We start from the raw sequence: 20746 nt of genomic DNA, 5'->3' as shown, positions 1-20746 counted from the left end.
GCACTACGTCAATTAGTTTTGGAATCACCAACTAATTAACGTAGTGCTTTTTTTATTAAACGGTTCTCTTCTTCTCGCTCTTACGAAAAGGATGCGCAAGACTTTGTACATCCTTTAAAAGACCAATTTTATTTTGATAATTGCTTTTTACTGCGAAACGTTGTGCTACTTACAGCAACTCGTTTTAACAAAGATAAGCAAAGCTGGATCATAGGACCTAAGAGAAAAATAGCAAAGGCTGTGCCAACGCCAAAGGTACTGCCTAAAAGTATTCCACTAACGACAATGATAAAATCTAGTATGATTCTGCCCTTTTGCAGAGAAACCTGTAAACAATCGCAGACACAAAACATCATTCCCTCCAATGGACCTGAACCTAAACCACCTGTTAAATAGATCGCTGTGCCTAGTGCCATTACACAAAAGCCTAAAACAGAACTTCCCATACTGTTCTGAAAAAAATCGATGGATTGAAAAATATTTGCCGTTCGATTGATGGTCTCACCAACTAGGAATGTATTGATGAGACTGCCGATTCCTAAAATCCTGCGATTATACAAAAAAGTCATCAATAAAAATAGGAAGCTTATCAATTGACTCCAGCGTCCAAAAGGAATCGCTGTATGTTGCATTAAGCCTAAGATCAACGTACTAACAGAATCAAAGCCTTGATTGGCCACCACGATCATTTCGATTCCAAGACCCATCAAGATCGTACCAAAAATCACTAAGAACAACCGGCCTAGAAAGTTTTTACTCATCGGCCTCCACCATCGCCTTCAAACGTAAAATAAACGCCTCATAATCTTCGCTCATACTCAACTGCTTGGTATTGATCGGTTCTGAAACAATCTCAATAAATTTCTCAAAAAAATCATTGAATTCATTTGCTTCTTCTTTATTAATAGCAATATAAGCGATTAGCTTAATCGTATGATCAGCCCAAACCAATGGTTCTTGCAGCGTCATGATTGCCACTCCGCTTCTTTTGGCTTCCAGCTCGACAGAATGGGGGACTGCGATTCCTGATGGAAAGCTGGTTGGAGACATCCGCTCACGCTTTTCTACCTTTTCTAAGAAATGAGCGTCCACAAAGTGTTCATTGACCATTCGTTGATTGATTTGACTTCGTATTTCCATCGGCGTTAATCCAGCAGGATCAAACTGATTGAAATACAATTCTGGCAAAATGAATTTTTCGATGGTTTGATACATGCGTCTTTTTTCCCGCTGTGATTTTAAGGCATCAATTCGTTTTTCAATTTTTTTAACATCTTTGTCGGTTAAAAAAGGATGGATAAAAACGGCCCCTTCGTTTTTAGAAGCTGTTTCCCGATCTGTCGTTAGCAATAAATCATAATCAGCATTCGCAGCTTTCCATTTTTCCGTCACTATGACGTTGATATTTTCTCCGAGGCGTTCTTCAATTTCTTTCCTTAGATTTCTGCCAATATCATGATAATCGTTCACTACTAATTGAATGGTAATCTGATTACGAAAATGCTTTTGCGTTTCAAGAAATGACCCAATATGTAAAGCAATGAATGAAATTTCGTCATCATTGAACCAGATAGCTAAGCGATCTTGAATTAAAGAAGAAATGTACACGGCTAGATCATAAATCAACGGATAGGCTGTTTTTAAATCCAACAAGCTGCTATTGCGAGTAAAGGTTTCGTAGTGAGAACGATAATACAGACTTTGTAGATGAATCGCTAATTTATTGAAAAATTCCTCATCGTTCAATTCGACTAAATAGGTCCGCTCTACCTCGGCTAAGACATCCTTTAAGGCGCTGATGATTTTGGGATCAACAAAGCTGGAGAGCTGCTGATTCTTTTCCTTTGCTAAGTTTTCATTTTGCATGCCAATAAATAATAATGACAATTGCTCTAATTCTGCATGGGAAAAATGAATACCGTATTGCTGTGCCAATTGATTGCTGATTTCTTCTGCGATTAAGAATTCCGGACTGTTTTGTGCGGGATTTTCATTCAAGCTTTTCTTTAGGCTATGCCCTTGGCGAATACGTTCAATACTGATAGCGAAGTGGAGTACGATGTTATTCAGCGAGTATTGATTGATCTGGATATTGTTTTCAGTCAACACGTTTTGAATCGTCTGCTGCAGCTTTTCCAGCGAAATATACCCAATCATTTGCTGAATACTGACCTTCAGCTTTTCCTGCAGGTCACTTTCATTGTATAAAAGTGAGATAAGATAACGTCGCTTTGCCCGTTCTGGTCCCGTCAGCTTAATATAATCTTGTTCGAAAACAATTTGAATCGCATCGTTGGTGATTTCTTTTTTTAATTGCTGGATATCATTTTTTAACGTAGATTCAGAGATGAAAAGCTTCTCCGCCAATTCATAAAAGTCGACTCCCTCCGACGAATGCTTCAACAGCTCCAAAAAGATTCGAGATTTGCGATCCTCGGTGCCGCCTGACTCGATACCTACTTCCCCATTCAGCTGGTAGCCGCGATGACTGGTTAAAATAAGCGCTGGATTGTTTTGATTGATCTTGGCAATACGATTACGAATCGTACGAGTGGTGCAACTGCTAAATTCAGCTAGTTCATCTGAGGTTACCCAACGAGCTTTTTTATTTAAATAATCAATCAGCTCTTTTTCTTTTTTAGTCAGCACATTTACACCTCCATTCAAAGAAAAGTTGATCACAAAGATCAACTTTTCAATTGATTATAATGTCTCGCCGTTTGAAGCAATCACCTGTTTGTACCAGTCAAAGCTATCTTTTTTGATTCGTTGACCAGAGCCTTTTCCTTCATTATCCAGATCGACATAAATGAAGCCATAGCGTTTTTCCATCTGGGCAGAAGAACAGCTGATAATATCAATCGGGCCCCAAGCACAATAGGCGATCACGTCAGCGCCGTCATACATAGCGCGTTTCATTTGGGCAATATGCTCAGATAGATAGGAAATACGATAATCGTCATGAACCTTTCCATCCTCCAATTTGTCATACATGCCAAAACCATTCTCCGCAATGATAATGGATTTGTGATAGCGATCCCAGTATTGGGATAATGAATTGTACAGCCCCTGCGGATCAACCGCCCACCCCCACGGATTAGCCTTCAAGTTCGGATTTGGTGTCACAGAAGATGGGCTCATCGTATTTTTTGAAGCGTCGACCATTTGCGAGTAGTAATAAGACAGGGCTAAATAATCCATTGGATGATCCTTCAACAATTGTTTGTCCTCATCAGTAATTTCTAGGTGGATGTCATTTTCAGCAAAGTAATTCAAGGCATATTGTGGATAGGCTCCTTGGAATTGAACATCAGTATAGAAATATTGCATACGATTTCGACGCAAGGCCAAGTTCACATCGTCAGGATCGCAGGAGTAAGGATACGCCGTACAATCAGCCATCATTGTACCAATCATCATATCAGGATTGATTGTTTTGGCATAGGCTGCCAATTTAGCACTTGCTACAAACTGATGATGAACCGCTTGAAAGCTGGCTTCCTCATAATTATCTACCGTATCATAAGGAATCGCCGTTGAGTTAAAGGGCTCAAACTGAATCAGATTGACTTGATTAATCACGATCCAATATTTTACCTTTGTTTGATAGCGTTCTAAGACTACTTTTCCATATTTAACAAATAAATCAATCACTTTGCGATTGTTCCAGCCGCCATATTTCAACGTAATTTCAACAGGTGTCTCGTAATGTAAAATAGTAATGATCGGCTCCATTCCCAGTTCAATTATCTTATCAATCAACCGATCATAGTAGGCCAATCCCTCTTCATTGGGCTCCGTTTCATCACCAGTCGGAAAAATTCGAGTCCAGTCAATGGATGTACGAAAGGTCTTGAAGCCCATTTCGCTGAGTAATTCCAAGTCTGATTCATAGGTATGATAAAAGTCAATCCCATGACGTTTTGGATAATAACCTTCCGTATCCGCTAGGTTAGCCTTCACATCTGCCAAAGACATCCCCTTATGCTGTTCCTCTGCAATCTCAGCATTGCTTTTATCTGGATAATACTTGTGCAAGTCCGCAAGACTGACGCCTTTTCCATCAACTTTATAGGCGCCCTCTGCCTGATTAGCCGCGATGGCACCGCCCCATAAAAAGTCTTTTGGTATTTGATATTTTTCCAATGAAATTCCTCCTTGAATAATTGTACTGTTTATTTTTGACTAAATGCTTCAAACAAGCGAACCAAATGTTCACCGATTAAGATTTCACTTTGCGCTGTCATTAAGGTATCTTGTGCGTGGCAAAACAAGGTTGAATAACGAATCTGTTCACCTGAGGCTTCTAATTGCAGTGTATCTGTCTGCAAACCGTGAGCAATCACTACCTCTTTACGTGCGGCCTGAACCTCTTGCTTTGCTGTAGTAAAATCCATTGCTTCTAAACTTTCCAAAGAATGAACGAGATGATCACGTGCGTTTCCCGCATGAACCAAAATGTTCATCGATAATTGATTTAATTGATCATTCTCCTCTAAATGCTTTGTCTCTTCCATATGCGACCTCCTGCTAATAGCTTATAGTTATTTTTAATGAACGGCTTCTGCCTCTGCTTCCTCCATGGCCTCCTGAGCTTCTTGTTTTACCAATGAATTGTCATAGGCCTTAAAGAACGGCAGGAATATCAGCCACGTAATGGCAAAAATCAACACACATACAACAATCGCTCGCCAATCCTGCGTCGCCAAGTAAGATGTAAATGGATATAGCATATACCACAACAGAAATGTGCTAGACGGTATGTTGACTAATCCTAGTGACATTGTTACATAAGCAATCGTTGGAACAATAATACTATTGATCCACATTGGCACCATCAAGTAAGGATTAAAGGCGATCGGTGCTCCAAATACCAATGGTTCATTGATGTTAAAGATCGAAGGAATGATGACTGCTTTACCGATTGCTTTTAATTGCGCAGATTTACTCAACAAAAGCATCATCACAGATAAAGCCAATGTTGTTCCGATCCCACCCATCAACGAAAAGGCGTAACAGGTTTCTTGAGTAGCGATGTTGATTGCTTGTCCACCATTTGCCACAGCTTCAGCATTCGCTGCCAAACCTGACATGTAAACCGGATAAACCACAGGCATCATTACCCAGCCAGAAATCCCGAATGTATATAGAAATACAGGAATGAAAACGGATAACACAAAGCCCGGATACGATTGGACAATGCTTGCCAATGGACTGAAGACTAGCAAGACAACATCAAAGAAATCGATTTTGAATTGGAATGTGATCAGCCAGCCTACCAGTAAGATAAAGGTGATTGGCAGTAAACTATTGAACCAACCTACGACAAAATCGGGAATCGGTGTATCTTCATCAAAGAAGGAATACTTCACAGCAAAATTCATGACAAAACCGACAAATAGTCCAGTAATCATTGATAAAAACATACCTGTAGCACCGAAGCGAGAAAGAATGAAGACCGCCTCACCGTCGGCTGTCATTGTTGGAAAAAGCAGCATCATGAATAATACCAGTGAAGCTGCACCAGAAATCAGCTTCTGACCACCATAGCCTTTTTTCTCCATCAAGTAATAAGGAATTAAAAACGCTACTACTAATGCGTACATCCCAAATGAAAAATTGCTAATCATGGAAAAATCAGGCATGCCGCTGAAAATATTTTTTAATAGTGACACCACGGTTACTAATGAGCCGACAAAAACTAGCGGCAATGCCACCATGATCGAATCCTGAATAGCGGAAATCCAAGGATTTTTTACTACTTTATTCACTTTAGGAGCAAAGGAATTCGTCATAAAATTCATAATTTTATCCATCAGTTAACCCTCCATTTTTAAAATCAAATCCAACGCTTTCTCTCCATTCAACGTCCCATAAACTGCTTGCGGAATCACTGCCGCCTTGACATTTTTGTCTTTGGTTTGCTCTTGAAGATCATTTAGCATATAAGACAAATGTGGTCCTATCAGCAAGTAATCGATTTCATTAATCCGATCGTCCAATTGCGATTCGCTGGCAGCCTTAACTGTTACTTCAACCTTTCTTTTTTTGGCTGCTTTTCTGATCGCCGCTGCCATAAAGCCACTTGAAGCACCTGAACCGCAAATTAACAAGATGTTTTTCATTTTCTTCACCACTTTCATTTATTTACAAGCTTATTATAGGAAAATCTATGCTGGCCTCACAAACTTACTTTTTTCCTAGCAATGGGAAATTCAAGTATTCCTAATTTTGCCAAAGCTAACTCAAGCATACGATTTGGCTAACCAACTTGTTCTATTTTTGGTTAAAAACGACATCTACATCTCAACCTTAACAAATCGCAAAAAAAGACTCCGTGATCCTAATGACCACGAAATCTTTCTTTCATATCAACAATAGGTTTTTTGAGAAAATAACTCCTTGACCGCCTGTTCCGCTAAGGATAGCGGATCGTCTCCTAACAAGTGAAGCTGTCTGCCTGTAGCATCCATATTCTCGGCCAAAAAAGCATAGAAATCCCATACCTGCCCATTTTTCTCGGCGAAGGCCCCGATCGGAAGGTCGCAATTGCCATTCATTTGACGTAAAAAGAAACGTTCTGCCGTTGCCGCTGAAGATGTTTTTTCATCCGTTATTTGAACTAACAAATCAAAAACCTCGCGATCTTCTTTTCGACATTCAACACCTAAAATCCCCTGACCAATTGCAGGGACACATAATTCTGGAGGCAATATCTTATAGCTAGATAATTGATCAAAATAGTTCATTCGTTCTAATCCAGCGCAAGCAAGAACAGTCCCGTCCATCTTTTCTCTTACCATCTTCTCCAAACGGGTTTCTATTTTCCCACGGATCGGAACAAATCGCATATTAGGATACTTCATCGCTAACTGTTTTGCTCTTCGCAGACTACTTGTACCAATCGTTACCTCTTTTTCAGCTTCAAGTACAGCGTCATTCTTCAAAATCAGACAATCCCATGGCTGTGCACGTTTAGGCGTAGCTGCTAGAATGAGGTCGTCAGGAAGGTTGGCGGGCATATCTTTTAAGCTATGTACGGCAAAATCGATCTTTTTTTGTTGCAGCTGGTATTCGACTTCCTTAACAAAGACACCTTTTCCTCCAATTTGAGTCAAAGGTGCCTGCTGCAGTCGATCGCCTTTAGTAGAAAGTCCGACAATTTCGATTTCCAGCTGTGGACAGTGTGTCATTAACAAATTTATCACAATTTGTGTTTGCTTCATGGCTAAGGGACTCTTTCTTGTCCCAACCTTTAATTTTCTCATCGTATTCCTCGATCAATTATTTTTCCTCCACTATTATAGAGGAAGTCTTCGTACTTTCCAATCCTTCGGTGTTTTGTTTCATCCCCACTTTAAAGGCAAGGAAGTACATGCCAGCTAGAATAACGCCGCCGCCAACTAGATTTCCCGTCCAGACGAATACCATATTTTCAATGAATTGGCCAATCGTTAATCCACCTGCTAACACTCCAGCAGCTACCAAAAACATATTCGCCACAACATGCTGATAGCCTGCGATGACAAACCCTGCGACAGGCAGCCACGTACCGAATATTTTACCAATAAAATCTCGAGAGGCCATATTCATATAGACCCCTGTGCAAACTAAGATGTTACATGCAATTCCTGATAAAAATGCCTGTAACGGGCCATCTGCCACACGCCCTTGAGCCACCGCAATCGTCCGACCGACAAAATCTCCCTGCAAGGTGTTCGAAAAATAGCCAAAAAATACAGCGACTGCTAAAGCGCCAACCAAATTAAACACTGTAACAAAAAACATATTACGTACCCATTGCTTCAGCGTGATTTCCTTTGCATATAAGGCCATGCTGACTGCCATCATATTTCCTGTAACCAATTCGCCGCCAACTAATAATAAGCAAATGAGACCAAAGGGAAAAACAACTGCTCCCAGCAAATTCACTAAGGTGCCCCATTCCTTTGGCATTGATCCCATCGTACGGATCATTGCAACTCCGGCTAAGCCAATAAAGATTCCCGCCATCGTTCCTAACACAGCGATAGTTAACAGACTGTAATTCGCCTTGGCCTTTCCTCGCGTAATCGCTTCATCTACTAAATCCTTCGGTGATAATGACATCCTTTCACTCTCCTTTTTTTAAAGAACAAAACAGTTTTTCTGAAGTCGAATCTATGAATTTGACCTCTTCGAATTGCTGTTCTGATAAATAACGTTCACTGATAGGATCGAAGCGTTTGTCGCGCATTTCTCCTACCTGGTGCCACCAAATATCCGCTCCGACACTTGTGTAGTGAATCAGTTCGTCGATAGTCGGCGAACGTGTTGAAACAAGCAGATACCGTTTGCCAAATGCTGGCAGCTGTTCAAACCAATTGAATCGGCGTTCGTTTGAAACCACTTCGCCAATTAAAATCATTGCCGGATTTTTAACCCTTTCTTTTGCGATAAGGCCTTCAATCGTTGAAAATGTCCCGCACACTTTCTTTTGTCTTCCATAGGTCCCCCAGCTAATGACTGCAATCTTCGTATTCGCAGAAAAACCTTGGTTTACCAACTGTAAAATGAGCTTTGGCAATGCCTCGATCCCCATGTAGATACAAAGCGTCTGTTCAGGAGGATGTTCAGGCAAGAGAACTTCCTCATTCATTTTTAAATGAGCAGTCATAAAGGTAACTGCTCTTGCCTGCCCCCGTTCAGTTAGGGGAATACCGTTATAGGCTGCTGAGCCACTAGCAGATGAAATACCGGGAATTATTTCAAATGCGATATTATTACCGGTAACTACTTCCAGTTCTTCTGTTAAACGGCCAAATATTTCGGGCGTTCCTCCTTTTAAACGAACAATTTTGCTGGGATTTTTGTGTGTATCCAGCAATAATTGGTTGATTGTCTCTTGCTGCATACTTGACTGATACGGTGTCTTCCCCACATAAAGAAACACACAATCTGGTTTGCAGTAAAACAGCAGCAAAGGATTGACTAAGCGGTCGTAGATCACCGCATCGGCCTCCTGCAGACGCTTTTTTCCTTTGAGGGTCAGTAATTCAATATCACCCGGACCAGCTCCAACAAATGAAATCATCACTAAACCTCTATATAAATGTCATCATCAATGATTTCTACTGGAAAAACTCTTAGCTGTCCCTCATCAGGCTCTTGAATCTTTCCATCAATCAATGAAATCTTATATTCACGCATTGGTTCGTACAAATATTCCCCCGATACAATTCCTTCTAACACAGGTCCCTGCGTTAACGGACAGTAATCTTCGATCGCACAGACTCGTCCATCGGAAAGCTGAAAAAGAGCGATTCTTTCTCCCTGCAAATCAATCAAGCGGCCAATTCGCGGAATTAACTTCGCTTTTTTTGTTGCTAATAATTTTGTCAACTTATTCACCTACTCCCACTAATTCTGGCCGTTCAATGGTATACATTTTTTCTCTTAAATCCACGTCCTTGGTAATTGGTCCCCATGAATCCTGGCGGGCTTTAGCCGCAATCGCTTGATTAAGACTGTCCCAAAGTGTTTGACGTTTCTCAGCATCCAACAAAACAGCCTTAACATTTTCAAACCCTATTCGCTCCACCCACGGCGCTGTTCGTTCACCATAAATTCCAGTTTCTCGATAGTATTGCAGCATTGCGCCACATAGTTCTATGACTTCCTTTTCCGTTTCAACGGTCACTAAATGCTGCGCTTCTACTAGCTCAGTCCCGCCATTTCCTCCAATTAGGATTTGGAAGCCATTTTCAACACCGATGATTCCAAAGTCCTTGACTGCTGATTCCACACAGCTTCGCGGACAGCCAGAAACACCTACCTTGAATTTGTGTGGTGTATCAATATACTCAAAGTTTTCTTCGATTTTAATTCCTAGTTCCATCGTCTTCTGGGTGCCAAAGCGACAGAAGCTTTGCCCGACACAGGTCTTAACCGAACGGAACACTTTTCCATAAGCTTGGGCAGCGACCATATCTAGCTCTTCCCAAATTTTAGGCAAATCTTGTTTCGTCACTCCGTATAAGCCGATACGCTGCGAACCCGTTACCTTTACTAATGGAACATTGTAGCGCTCCGCTACTTGAGCCAGTTTAATTAGCTGTTGCGGGGTCGTTTGTCCGCCGCGCATTCTTGGGATAACTGAGAAAGTCCCGTCCTTTTGAATATTGGCGTGCATTCGTTCATTGACTACTCGTGAATCTCGTTCATCTTCATGCTCCGCAGGCCAAGCGACATTCAGATAGAAATTGACCGCAGGACGGCATTTAGAACAGCCCTCAACGTTACGCCAATCTAGTTCAGCAAAGACCGCTTGCGTACTTGTCAGATGCTTAGCATAGATTTGTGTAACGACCTGATCACGATTTAAATCTGTACAAGGACAGATACCCGTTGCCGTGGTAACGGCATCCCCCAGTTCATATTCTAATAAGGTTTGGACCTGCGGCTTACACTTTCCACAGGAGGTACCAGCTTTCGTGACCTTTCCAACTTCTCCGACACTGGACAAGCCCTTTTCACGAATTGAACGCAAAATCGTGCCCTTATCAACGCCATTACAGCCGCAAACTGTTTCGTCATCTTCCCATTCGACAACGTCCGTCCCCATGCCTGCTCCTTCACCAATTGCTTGAAGCACAGCAATCGTCTGCAGATCCAGCTCGTTGATTTCTTGACCTTTTTTCATCATATTGTAGTAGCGACTACCGTCATCTGTGTCGCCATAAAGCACGATTCCCTGAATTTTCCCATCCTTCAAGAAAATTTTCTTATATTTTTTTGAGGCACTGTCAAAGGCTTCGATACTGTCCATACCCTCAGTATTTAAAATGTTGCCGGCAGAATAAAGATCTGCACCAGAAACCTTTAATGAGGTAAAGGTCTTTGAACCTTGATAAGCTTTAACTTCTGGCTGCTCCGTAAGCAGATCTGCCAATATTCTTCCTTGCTCGAACAGCGGTGCCACAAGTCCGTAGCAAATACCATTGTGCTCGACACACTCGCCGACTCCGTAGATATTCGGAAGGCTGGTCTCCATGTAATCATTAACGACGATCCCGCGATTCACTTCTAAACCAATTTCCCGGGCCAGCTCCACCGCTGGACGAATACCGATCGACATCACGATCAAATCCGTTTCGATTTCTGTACCGTTTGAAAAACGCATACCTGTCACGCGCTCATTTCCTAAAATCTCTTCGGTACTATGCTCCATCAAGAATTTCAGGCCTTGCTCTTCAAGCTCTGCCTGCAATAACTTTCCGGCCTTCTCATCTAATTGTGTTTCCATCAGCCATTTTGCCAGATGGACAACCGTGACATCCATCCCTTGCTCCTGCAATCCCTTTGCCGCTTCAAGACCTAGCAAGCCGCCGCCAATAACGACCGCCTTTGAATATTTTGCTGCCGCAGCTAACATTTCTGCCGTATCGTCGATTGTTCGAAAAGCGGCCACCCCTTCCTTATCTGCTCCAGGAATTGGCAGAATAAAGGGATGAGAACCGGTAGCGAAAATAATTTTGTCATAGGCAACAACTTCCCCTGATTCAGTTGTGATCGTTTTCACTTCTGAGTTTATACCTACCGCTGGATCTGCATTTTTCAGAATAATTTGATTTTCCAGATACCATTCGGTTGGGTTTGTAATGATTTCATCGACTGTCATTTTTTTTTGCAATACATTCGAAAGCATAATTCGATTGTAATTTGGATATTGCTCGCCTCCAATGATCGTAATCTCATACCGATCAGGATCGCGCTCCAAGATTTCTTCTACTGTACGAACGCCTGCCATTCCATTCCCAATTACCACTAACCGTTCTTTCACTATCTCCACCTCAGCTTCTATTTGTTCACATAATCACAATAAAGGATATCAAGTGTTTTTTATATTAGGGAATCCCCTAATTATTTAAGGAAGGCTTCGCAAACTCGCTCAGCTTTTGCTTATTGCCGATATGCTAGTTCTGCTTAATGGAGTTTAGCAGTAACTGTATGCATAGCTTGCGTAGAAAAGCTAGTTCGTGAAGCCGGAAATGGATATGCTTGCTGTAAAGCGATTTATTCATGTGAAAATTTTATACCTTCTTTCATAGTCAAAAAAGCAGATGTGACCTAAGTAATAGTCACACCTGCTTTTTCAAATAATTAATGTTACAGAGGCAGAAGCTTAAAAATAATCCGAAATTTACTGAAGCGACCACTTTCAATCACGATTAAATGTAGGGCGTTAGTCTTTCAAGAATCGCTGAAACTAATGCTGCGCTATCTTGCATAGTAGGCAGCAGAATATCCTGTGCACCTCTGTGTTCAATAATATTATTTTTTATTTTTCTCGCCAGATACCCCTCCGTTAAAAATAAACGTTGAATAATCATAGGTTCGCTGTGCTTCTCCAAAATAGGCAGATACGGATGCTCCCCATAATAATCAGCTGGATAGACCCTTCGTCCAAGTTGCCTTTCAAGCTTACTAGCGATTTGCGCTAGCTGCTTAAACGGTTCCTGATAATGGGGTGTGCCGTGTGCGATCAAAAGTACCTCTGCCCTTGAATCCTTCACCGAGGTCACTTGCTGCAATAAGAATTTCTCAACTGCATGCGTTGTTCCCAAAGTAGGCAAGATTTGATAGGGCACCTGCTTATTAAGCGCTTTTTGGGCACGCTTCGGTAAATCCTCATTTGCGTGGGTGGCTGGAAAAAGCAGCACCGGCAGAAAAATAATCTCGCTTACCTGTCGCGATAATAAGGATTGAATAGCCATCTCTAAGGTTTGATGTTCACCTTCCAGCAGCCCTATTTCATAAGGGAGCGTAAGGTGTTTCGTTGCTGCTTCAATCCCTGAAAAATTTGCAACTGAAAGCTTGTTTTTGCGACCATGTAAAACAAAGATAATCCCGATCATTTCTCTTCTCCTAACTAAATCAGCTTACGCAGGCTCCAAACAATTCCTTTTTTTTAGAAATCAATCAAATGATTTTTTAAGCTGTATTGTAATAGACTCGCGTAACTTTCCAATTTCAGTTTTTTTCGAATATTTGCCTTATGGACCTCTACTGTCTTTACGGAAATGAATAACCGTTCGGCGATTTGCTTATTATTATTTCCTAGGGCGATCAGTGGCAAAATCTCCTTCTCACGCTTAGACAAGCTGGCGTACAAAGGATCTTCTTTCTCTAACGTAATCTCGCCTAACTCCTGTTCCGTGTAGCCATCATAGTATCGCTTGCCAGCATAAACGCTTCGAATCGCTTTTGTCAAGGTCTCGTCATTTGCTGTCTTTAAAATAAATCCATCAGCCTTCGCCTTCATCGCCTCTTGCACATAGGAACGATCATCATACATGGTCAAAATAATCACCTTAACCTGCGGGAAGGTTTCCTTGATGCGTTTAGCAGTCAATAAACCGTTCTCACCAGGAGGCATGCTGATATCCATTAAAAGAATATCAATTGGGTTGTTTTCAACCAGCATAAAGGCCTCGTGTCCATCTGCGGCATCTGCCACCACATCCATATCCGGCTGAGCATTCACTAAAAATGCCAAAGCATTACGAATCATCGCATGGTCATCCGCAATAAGAATTCTCACTTTATCTCCTCCTTCAGAGGAACATGAAGTTTGATACACGTTCCTTGGTTTGGCCTAGCGTAAATGGTTAACTTGCTATTAATTGAATGGGCACGCTCCTTCATATTTGCCAGACCAAATCCCTTTTCCTTATGCTCTCCTTCAAATCCGATTCCGTGATCCTTTATTTCAACTAGCAAATCTTCAGTCTGAAACGAAAGCCGAACAGTCATTTGATTTTCACCTGAGTACTTCATCGCGTTGTTGACTGCTTCCTGAATAATTCGGTAAATGGTTATTCGCGTGGTTTCATTCATGGTTTGCTCTTCACCTTCACGCAACAGATTTATTTCAAAACCGGTCATTTCACTGGTTCGCTCAACAAACTGCTCCAATGCGTGAACAAGTCCAAAGGCATCAATCGCCATTGGCCGTAATTCACTAGCCATTTCTTTAATTTCAGTTAGAACCTCTGAAAAATGACGATCGATCCCTTTTAATTTCTCCATCTGGGCATCGGAAGACAACCATTTTAATCCTCGCGTTTCCAGCATCAAGCTGTAGACACTTTGAGCAATACCGTCATGCAAATCTTGAGCAATTTTCTTTCGTTCATACTCACGCGCATTATTTAAGTAATCAAAAAAGGAGGTCTCGGTAGAAATAGTTGGCCGTGCTTGAATTTGCAAAATTCTCTGCTTACCATCAGATTGTAGGCTTCCCCAGAACTCTTCTTGTTTTCCATTGCAATCGATTAAGACAAACGGAAATCCGGACGGAGATATTTTTCCTGGCAATGAACAATTTAAGCACTCTTCTTTTGTGCTATGCAGCGCGCACCCTTCCCCTCGACTAATTTCCAATATTGCTTTTAAGCTAAATCGATAATTTGTTTCAATCTGCTTGGCTAATTGTGTAACCGCCAACACCTGATCGGATTGATCTAAAAGCCATAGCGCTTCTTGGATACGTTGAAACAATGATAAAGGAAATTCAATCATCCTGATCCTCCTCGAACAGTTCGCTCAATTCACTTGCCAGCTTTTCCAATTGTTCTCTTTCAGTCCTAGTAAACTGATGATTTTGGCGATAGCCCAGCAACAAGACCGCCACCACTTCTTTGCGCTTGATTACCGGAGCTGCTAAGGCGACCTGTAATTTTTCTAGTCTGGCAATTGGATAATCAATCAGCTTTTCTGGCTGCTCTAGTATATTCTCATCTAATTGTGTTCGTGCTGTTTTCCAAACCAATCCAGCAATACCTCTGCCGATTTGCAATCGAATCTTTTTATAGGCCTCACTTTGATTCCCCGCTACATAAATCCAGCGAATCTCCTTTGGTTTATCGTCTGTCGCTACATTACATGCAATCCCAGCAAAATCACACGCTAGTCGCTTCTGATGCGTTTGCAGCCATTTTTGAATGGTGTCCATAGTGATTACTCCAATTCCTTATTTTTTCTTCCTTTTAAAATTCGCTCATAATTTCACTATTATCATACCAAAGTCTTGGCAATAACCCTATATCCAAAATGATTATTCGACTAAGGAGGCGATACTTTGAAAGTGATAGGATTTTTAGTACGTTAAAAAGAATGGATAATTAGTTATCCAACCCTCCAGATTCGTAATCTATTCCTTCAGCATTCTCAGTTCAGTTAATAATGCTGAAAATCGCAGGTCTTCCAACAATGGATAAAATTCCTCAGATTGTTCAATTAAATCAGCCATTCGTTCTGCGATATATTGGGTGGAAACGGAGGAGTCCTTCAACGCAATTTGATTGAATAGAAGGTCGTTTCTTGGATTCTTCAATGCAAAGGCTGTTTTTAAAGCAGGGATAAATTTTTTTAATTCCTTTAGTGCTTCATCGTTTTTTCCTTGAATCGCTAAAATTTCAGCTTTAAACAAATAGTAATTGGCATTGGTGCCAGAAATCTGATCAATATGAAGCAGTTTATCCATTTCGATACCAATTTCAACAATTTCAATCGCTTTTTCATACTCCTTCTGCTTACGCGCGACTTTTGCTATGTGATAAAGATTCAGACTAGCATCTCGTAATTCTTGGAATAGACAAAGCTGACTCAGCTTCAAAGATTCCTCATAGGCTTCCCTTCTATATAGAATAGTTGTCTTCATCATTCGAGGATCTTGATTTACTGGTGGTAATTCCTCGATCACCACTTCAGCCTTGGCTAACTGCTCATCCATCAAATAGAGGCTTGCCAAAACATGCAGAGAGGCTTGCTTCAATTCAAGATTTTCCGATGTTCGAAGCCCCTCAAATGATTGAATTGCTTCATGAAGTTGATGCTTCATCTGACTCTCCTCAGAAGAAGCGTTCAGATAGAAGATATACACTGAAGCTAGGCGAAAGCGTAACAGGTCATCACTAGGATAGGCTTTCAGCAGCGCGTCGCAAAAGTCCATTGCCTGTTGACTATCACCTGTTTCAAAAATAGCTCGGGCTTCTTTTTCAAAATTCGCTACTTCCAGCTCGCTCAATGCTTTCTTAAAATTGACTAGCTGATCCACATTCGTCTTCAACAATCGTGCCAACGGGCCTAATAAGGAAATGTCTGGATAGGTACTGTCTGTCTCCCACTTCGACACGGCAGCAGTTGTGACTCCTAAAGCTGCTGCTACCTGCCCCTGTGTCAAATTCTGTTCTTTTCTAAGCTTCTGGATAATCCTTCCCATTAACAACGTCATGTTAATCGCCCCTCTCTGATCACCTTTAGTGTACCATTGCTTGTCGTAATTGATAATGGAGCAGTTGTTAACGAATTGTAGGATTTTATTAACCAACAAGATTATTTCTACAGCAAAAAAGCGTAAGACCTTAGAAAGATCATTACGCTCTCAAATTTTAAATCGTCGCCAAGTATTCAGAAAATTTGTTCAAACCGGCAATCAATTCTTCTGTACTACAGCCATACCCGATCCGAACACAGTTTTCAAATTCAAAACAATCTCCAGGAGTAAACAGCAAGCCATAATTATCGATCAGCTCAAGACAGAGTTCTCTGCTTGGAAGATCAAAATCATAATAAAGCAGTGTCACGGTACCTGCCTGTGGTTTTACATAAGAGATGTGGGGTTCTTTTGCTACCCACTCATCTAAAATCTTCAAATTGTCACGTACGATTTTTAGATTCCTTGCCAAGATTTTTTCTTTATTTGCTAAAGCGATCGCAGCTAGTTCCTCGTCAATCATGCCGCAGCTGATAGTATTATGATCACGGTGAAGCAAGCACTGCTCTAACGCTTCGACATTTTTTGTCACAATCCAGCCTAATCGCAGTCCAGCCAGCGACCACACCTTCGACATGCTGCTAACACTGATGCCTTTTTCATACATATCTGCAATTGAAGGGCTCTCCACCTCTTCTTGAGTCAATCCGCGATACGTCTCATCTGAAAGAATATAAGCATCTGCTGCTCTAGCAATCTCAATAATCTCCTCCAGCATCCCACGATCCATTAAAGCACCAGAAGGATTGTTAGGATTATTAATGATGATCATTTTCGTTTTTGAACTGACCTGATTTCTCAATTGCGTCAAGTCAGGCAAGAAATTATTTTCAGGTGTCAGCACATGCTGCTTCACCGTTGCTTGGAAAGAAGCCGGAATCGAATACAGCTGCTGATACGTTGGTAGTACAGCTACTACCTCATCCTCAGGTTCAACCAATGAATAGAGCACCAAGTGATTTGCGCCAATCGCGCCATGGGTCGTCGTGATATCCTCTGCTTGGATTGTTTCGTAAAGGGAAGCAATCCCTTCTTTAAACTTTGGATTGCCAAAAATATGTCCATAAGTCAGGCGCTTTTGCGTCAGTTCGTTTAACACTTCCTGCTTATTTAATCCAGCAATCGCGAATAACTCATCCATGCTGATGGAGTCAACGCAGGTTTCTCCTGTATTATAAATTGCTTTGTCCTCATGTTCATTCATCCATAATTCTACTTTGAATGGCGCTATTTTCATTCGATCGCTCCCTTTTCCTCACATTCGATGATTTTTTTATCAGCAAAATTTCATCATCTTTTTATTATAGAGGATATGGTTCAGGGGAGCTAGAGAGAATTCATTTTTTCAGTAAAGATAGCTGTTTTTTGCTTAATCTAAAATGTTCTTTGTTAGCCCATTACTTCAAAAAATCAGAACAAATGTATTAAACGAGCGGCTGGATATCTGGCGCCGTATTACTTTTACTGTGGATGCAGAATAATTCGAAATCCTCATCACTCAAGAAAAACGGTGCATAATCACCTTTCCTGATTACGCACCGTTTCATCTTCTCATTCTATTTTCCGTTAAAAATCTTCAACGCTTCCATATAATCTTCTCGCAACCCTTTTGTTGCAACCTCAATACAATCTTCCAAGAAATAATCCTGATTATCCGCCTTCAGGTAATCCCTCAATGCAGCGGCGCCCGCTTGATTCGCATAGGTATAGTAATTGATTTTAGCGATGCCGTTTTCTATCGCGGTTCGATAATCACTAGCTTCTACCCCTGAGCCGCCATGCATAACCAGTGGAATTTTCACTTCGTCATAAATTTTCTTAACTCGATCTAAATCTAATTTCGGCTCCTTCAAATAAACACCATGAACCGTACCAAAAGCCACAGCTAAACAATCCACAGTAGTCGCATCCACAAAATCCTTGGCTTGCTTGGGATCAGTATAAATATCTGTTTCGCCAATTTGATCATCGTCTGGAGTGCGTCCTTCGCCACCGCCCAATGATGAGGTAAAAACATGACCCAACTCTGCTTCAACACTGACGCCTAAACTATGGGCAATTTTAACAATTTCTTTGGTGCGAGCAATGTTTTCTTCAAAAGGTAAATCTGAGGCATCGATCATGACTGAAGTAAAGCCCAGCTTCATCGCCTGCATAATCATCTCAAAGCTTTTTCCATGATCCAAGTGAACAACTACTGGAACTTTGCTGCGTTTAGCATATTGGAGCATGATCGGACCAATCTCTTCTAATGAGATCAATGAACCATGGCCCTCAGCATGCTGCAAAATCACCGGCGTATTTACCTCTTCGGCCGCTTGAATTGCAGCTCGAATCATTTCTAAATTGGGTACATTAAAGGCTGCGATCGCTTGCTTTTCTGCTCTAGCTTTGACTAACACCTCTTGCAATCCGACTAACATGCCACGACCTCCTTCGATTGATTGACTTCGACAACAATATTTTTCGCCAATGAACGCATCGTTTTATAAGCCATGCTATCAATATTGATGTAATTTGGGATCAGCCAAATATCCCGGCTCTCGTTTTGGAAAGTCAAAACAACTTTGATACAGCCTAATTGCTGCGGCTTTTTCTTGACCACTCTTTCAATCTGTTCCTCCACAAGCTGGCAATCTACAATCGCAGAAAAGGGATAGACTTCTGGTTTTAACGTTTCCTTGGTATATTTTTTATGATTTGGCAGACAAATCTGCTGGTTGTAATCATCGAAGAAAATTAATTGATTGATCCTTCGTGAAATTTCAAATGTCTCCTCTTTGTTTTCTTCAAGAGGTGCTTTCATAATTTCCAATAGCTCTGCTTTGGTTTTCCTTTTGATTGTCTGAGAAAAATTCATACTGGCTTTCTCGTAACAAGTTTTGCAGACGTGCCCTTCTGCACACTTGAATTTAATTAGCTTTAATGGGGCACTGCAAAGCAAACACTCTTTCATGATTCTTCACCTCCGAAAAGTCGTAAATGTTGGGATAGTTTTAGATAATTTTCGTAACGCTGGTTGTACTTTGCGCTAATCACTGGATCAGGAGGGATCACCTGAGCATCACTTTTCGGAAAAACAAAGCTTCCTTCCACACCCATCATTGCTAAAATCGCCGCTCCGTGGACGGCCTCTTGCGAAGTCTGTATCCGCTTGATTGGATAGCCTAAAACATTGGCAAAAATCTTAATCCACAGTTCGCTTTTGGCACCACCGCCAACGATGGTAAAATATTGCGGAGCTTCGTCATTTTTCAGTGAAAGAAACAATTGACGAATACCAAAAGCCAATCCTTCCAGCACGGCCAGATACATTTCCGCTCTTCTTGTCTCCAATCCCAGTCCGATAAAAGCACCCTTCAAATTGGGATCGGCAAAAAGTGTTTTTTCACCATTCATATGGGGAAAGAAGAGCACCTCGTTTTCTCCCAACAGCGTTAACGGAATTTCTTCTTGTTCCTTTGTGTAGTTCTTGGTTCGTAAAATTTTTTCCATCCACCAGCTATTGATTTTCGCTCCAGATTGGACCGTTCCTTGCGTAATGATTGCCTCATCCTCATCAGTCAGTTTGGCCACAACATTTTTGCCTATCTGCTTTAATTGATGATGAGCATTTGGAATTACCACCACTCCTGAAGTCCCTAATGAGACCAGCGGCTGCATATTTTCGAAGCCTCCAGAAATCAACACGGAGGCCACGTTGTCGCCGGTTCCAGAAACCACTGGTATGGTGCTCTCGATATTCAACTCCCGACATATTTCCTTCGTTAACTCGCCAATAATCGTCGATGCTGGTCGAATATCGGGAAAGAAACTCCTCGGTAAATCAAACAATTCTTGAACCTCTTCAGACCAACAATCCGCATGTAAATCATAAAGAGAGGACGTAGACGCATCGCAATAGTCCGTGGTATAGGTGCCGGTCAATTTCAATTTCACATAATCTTTTGCAATCAGAAATTTATTGATCTGCTGATATTGCTCTGGTTCGTGTTCTTTTACCCATAATAAGTTAGCTAAAGGACTGCCTGTCGAGACGATTTTAGCAAGATGAACCGTCTCCGCTTTACTTTCCAAACGCTGCTTGATTTCTGATAAACTGCTCTTTGTACGATTGTCGTTCCACATAATGGCTGGTCGAACGGAAAGACCGTGTTCGTCAACAAACACGGTCGTGTGCATCTGTCCGGTAATTCCAATTCCTGCGACCGTTTCGGCAGGAACCTGTTGGAACAGCTCTTTTAAGCCTTTTATCACGAGTTCGCCCCATGTATCTGGTTTAATCTCCGTCCAGCCTTTCTGAGGGACAAGGTAGTCATAGGCATACTGCTTTTCAAAAACCGTTTCTAATTGCTTAGTTACAGCAGCTACCTTAATCGATGTGGTGCCGATATCTAATCCAACATAAACAGATGCACTCATTTTCTT

Annotated in this window: 20 protein-coding genes; all 20 read right to left on the bottom strand. The window is 41.4% G+C overall.

Annotation, left to right across the window (positions count from 1 at the left end; translation table 11 throughout):
* Positions 1-128: 128 nt before the first annotated feature.
* On the bottom strand, positions 129-761 hold the full coding sequence (locus OMU_RS21470) for a YczE/YyaS/YitT family protein (RefSeq protein ID WP_016181950.1): 633 nt from the start codon (positions 759-761) through the stop codon (positions 129-131).
* On the bottom strand, positions 754-2649 hold the full coding sequence (locus tag OMU_RS21465; RefSeq protein ID WP_016181949.1) for a BglG family transcription antiterminator: 1896 nt from the start codon (positions 2647-2649) through the stop codon (positions 754-756). Before OMU_RS21465 ends, OMU_RS21470 begins: the two co-directional genes overlap by 8 nt.
* Before the next feature lie 54 nt (positions 2650-2703).
* Positions 2704-4146, bottom strand: coding sequence for a glycoside hydrolase family 1 protein (locus tag OMU_RS21460; protein WP_016181948.1), 1443 nt, complete (start codon positions 4144-4146; stop codon positions 2704-2706).
* A 29-nt stretch (positions 4147-4175) separates the two neighbouring features.
* A complete protein-coding gene (locus OMU_RS21455) occupies positions 4176-4517 on the bottom strand; it encodes a PTS lactose/cellobiose transporter subunit IIA (RefSeq protein ID WP_016181947.1) in 342 nt (113 codons plus the stop codon).
* Between the two features lie 33 nt (positions 4518-4550).
* Positions 4551-5816: a PTS sugar transporter subunit IIC gene (locus OMU_RS21450; protein ID WP_016181946.1), complete on the bottom strand. Its 1266-nt coding sequence runs from the start codon at positions 5814-5816 to the stop codon at positions 4551-4553.
* Positions 5817-5819: 3 nt separating this feature from the next.
* Positions 5820-6125 carry a PTS sugar transporter subunit IIB gene (locus OMU_RS21445; protein ID WP_034876709.1) on the bottom strand — a complete coding sequence of 102 codons (306 nt, stop codon included), beginning with the start codon at positions 6123-6125 and terminating at the stop codon, positions 5820-5822.
* A gap of 246 nt (positions 6126-6371) precedes the next feature.
* Positions 6372-7268 (bottom strand): hydroxymethylbilane synthase, encoded by an 897-nt coding sequence (gene hemC / locus OMU_RS21440; RefSeq protein ID WP_016181944.1) that lies wholly within the window; start codon positions 7266-7268, stop codon positions 6372-6374.
* A 16-nt stretch (positions 7269-7284) separates the two neighbouring features.
* Entirely contained in the window at positions 7285-8109 is an 825-nt protein-coding gene (locus tag OMU_RS21435) for a formate/nitrite transporter family protein (RefSeq protein ID WP_016181943.1), read from the bottom strand.
* 4 nt (positions 8110-8113) lie between these two features.
* Positions 8114-9073, bottom strand: a complete 960-nt coding sequence (cobA, locus tag OMU_RS21430) for a uroporphyrinogen-III C-methyltransferase (protein WP_016181942.1) — start codon at positions 9071-9073, stop codon at positions 8114-8116.
* A gap of 2 nt (positions 9074-9075) precedes the next feature.
* On the bottom strand, positions 9076-9390 hold the full coding sequence (locus OMU_RS21425; protein WP_227150577.1) for a nitrite reductase (NAD(P)H) small subunit: 315 nt from the start codon (positions 9388-9390) through the stop codon (positions 9076-9078).
* Positions 9383-11821, bottom strand: a complete 2439-nt coding sequence (nirB, locus tag OMU_RS21420; RefSeq protein WP_016181940.1) for a nitrite reductase large subunit NirB — start codon at positions 11819-11821, stop codon at positions 9383-9385. The genes OMU_RS21425 and nirB overlap by 8 nt, the downstream gene beginning before the upstream one ends.
* A gap of 388 nt (positions 11822-12209) precedes the next feature.
* On the bottom strand, positions 12210-12896 hold the full coding sequence (locus tag OMU_RS21415) for a sirohydrochlorin chelatase (RefSeq protein WP_016181939.1): 687 nt from the start codon (positions 12894-12896) through the stop codon (positions 12210-12212).
* Between the two features lie 53 nt (positions 12897-12949).
* Positions 12950-13582: a response regulator transcription factor gene (locus tag OMU_RS21410; RefSeq protein ID WP_016181938.1), complete on the bottom strand. Its 633-nt coding sequence runs from the start codon at positions 13580-13582 to the stop codon at positions 12950-12952.
* Positions 13579-14562 carry a sensor histidine kinase gene (locus tag OMU_RS21405; RefSeq protein ID WP_016181937.1) on the bottom strand — a complete coding sequence of 328 codons (984 nt, stop codon included), beginning with the start codon at positions 14560-14562 and terminating at the stop codon, positions 13579-13581. The genes OMU_RS21410 and OMU_RS21405 overlap by 4 nt, the downstream gene beginning before the upstream one ends.
* Positions 14555-14995: a GAF domain-containing protein gene (locus tag OMU_RS21400; protein ID WP_016181936.1), complete on the bottom strand. Its 441-nt coding sequence runs from the start codon at positions 14993-14995 to the stop codon at positions 14555-14557. The genes OMU_RS21405 and OMU_RS21400 overlap by 8 nt, the downstream gene beginning before the upstream one ends.
* Before the next feature lie 198 nt (positions 14996-15193).
* Entirely contained in the window at positions 15194-16276 is a 1083-nt protein-coding gene (locus OMU_RS21395; protein ID WP_016181935.1) for a helix-turn-helix domain-containing protein, read from the bottom strand.
* Positions 16277-16433: 157 nt separating this feature from the next.
* Positions 16434-17555: an aminotransferase gene (locus OMU_RS21390; RefSeq protein ID WP_016181934.1), complete on the bottom strand. Its 1122-nt coding sequence runs from the start codon at positions 17553-17555 to the stop codon at positions 16434-16436.
* 319 nt (positions 17556-17874) lie between these two features.
* The gene (locus OMU_RS21385) at positions 17875-18741 is read right to left on the bottom strand and encodes a class II fructose-bisphosphate aldolase (protein WP_016181933.1); all 867 of its coding nucleotides are present in this window, start codon (positions 18739-18741) and stop codon (positions 17875-17877) included.
* Positions 18735-19178 (bottom strand): hypothetical protein, encoded by a 444-nt coding sequence (locus OMU_RS21380; protein ID WP_233421633.1) that lies wholly within the window; start codon positions 19176-19178, stop codon positions 18735-18737. Before OMU_RS21380 ends, OMU_RS21385 begins: the two co-directional genes overlap by 7 nt.
* Before the next feature lie 92 nt (positions 19179-19270).
* Positions 19271-20740: a xylulokinase gene (locus tag OMU_RS21375; RefSeq protein ID WP_016181931.1), complete on the bottom strand. Its 1470-nt coding sequence runs from the start codon at positions 20738-20740 to the stop codon at positions 19271-19273.
* Positions 20741-20746: the final 6 nt, after the last annotated feature.

The organism is Enterococcus avium ATCC 14025 (genome assembly GCF_000406965.1).
GTDB classification, from domain to species: Bacteria; Bacillota; Bacilli; order Lactobacillales; family Enterococcaceae; genus Enterococcus_A; species Enterococcus_A avium.
The sequence above is the reverse complement of the archived record's forward strand: the minus strand, read 5'-3'. Positions and strand labels throughout refer to the sequence as shown.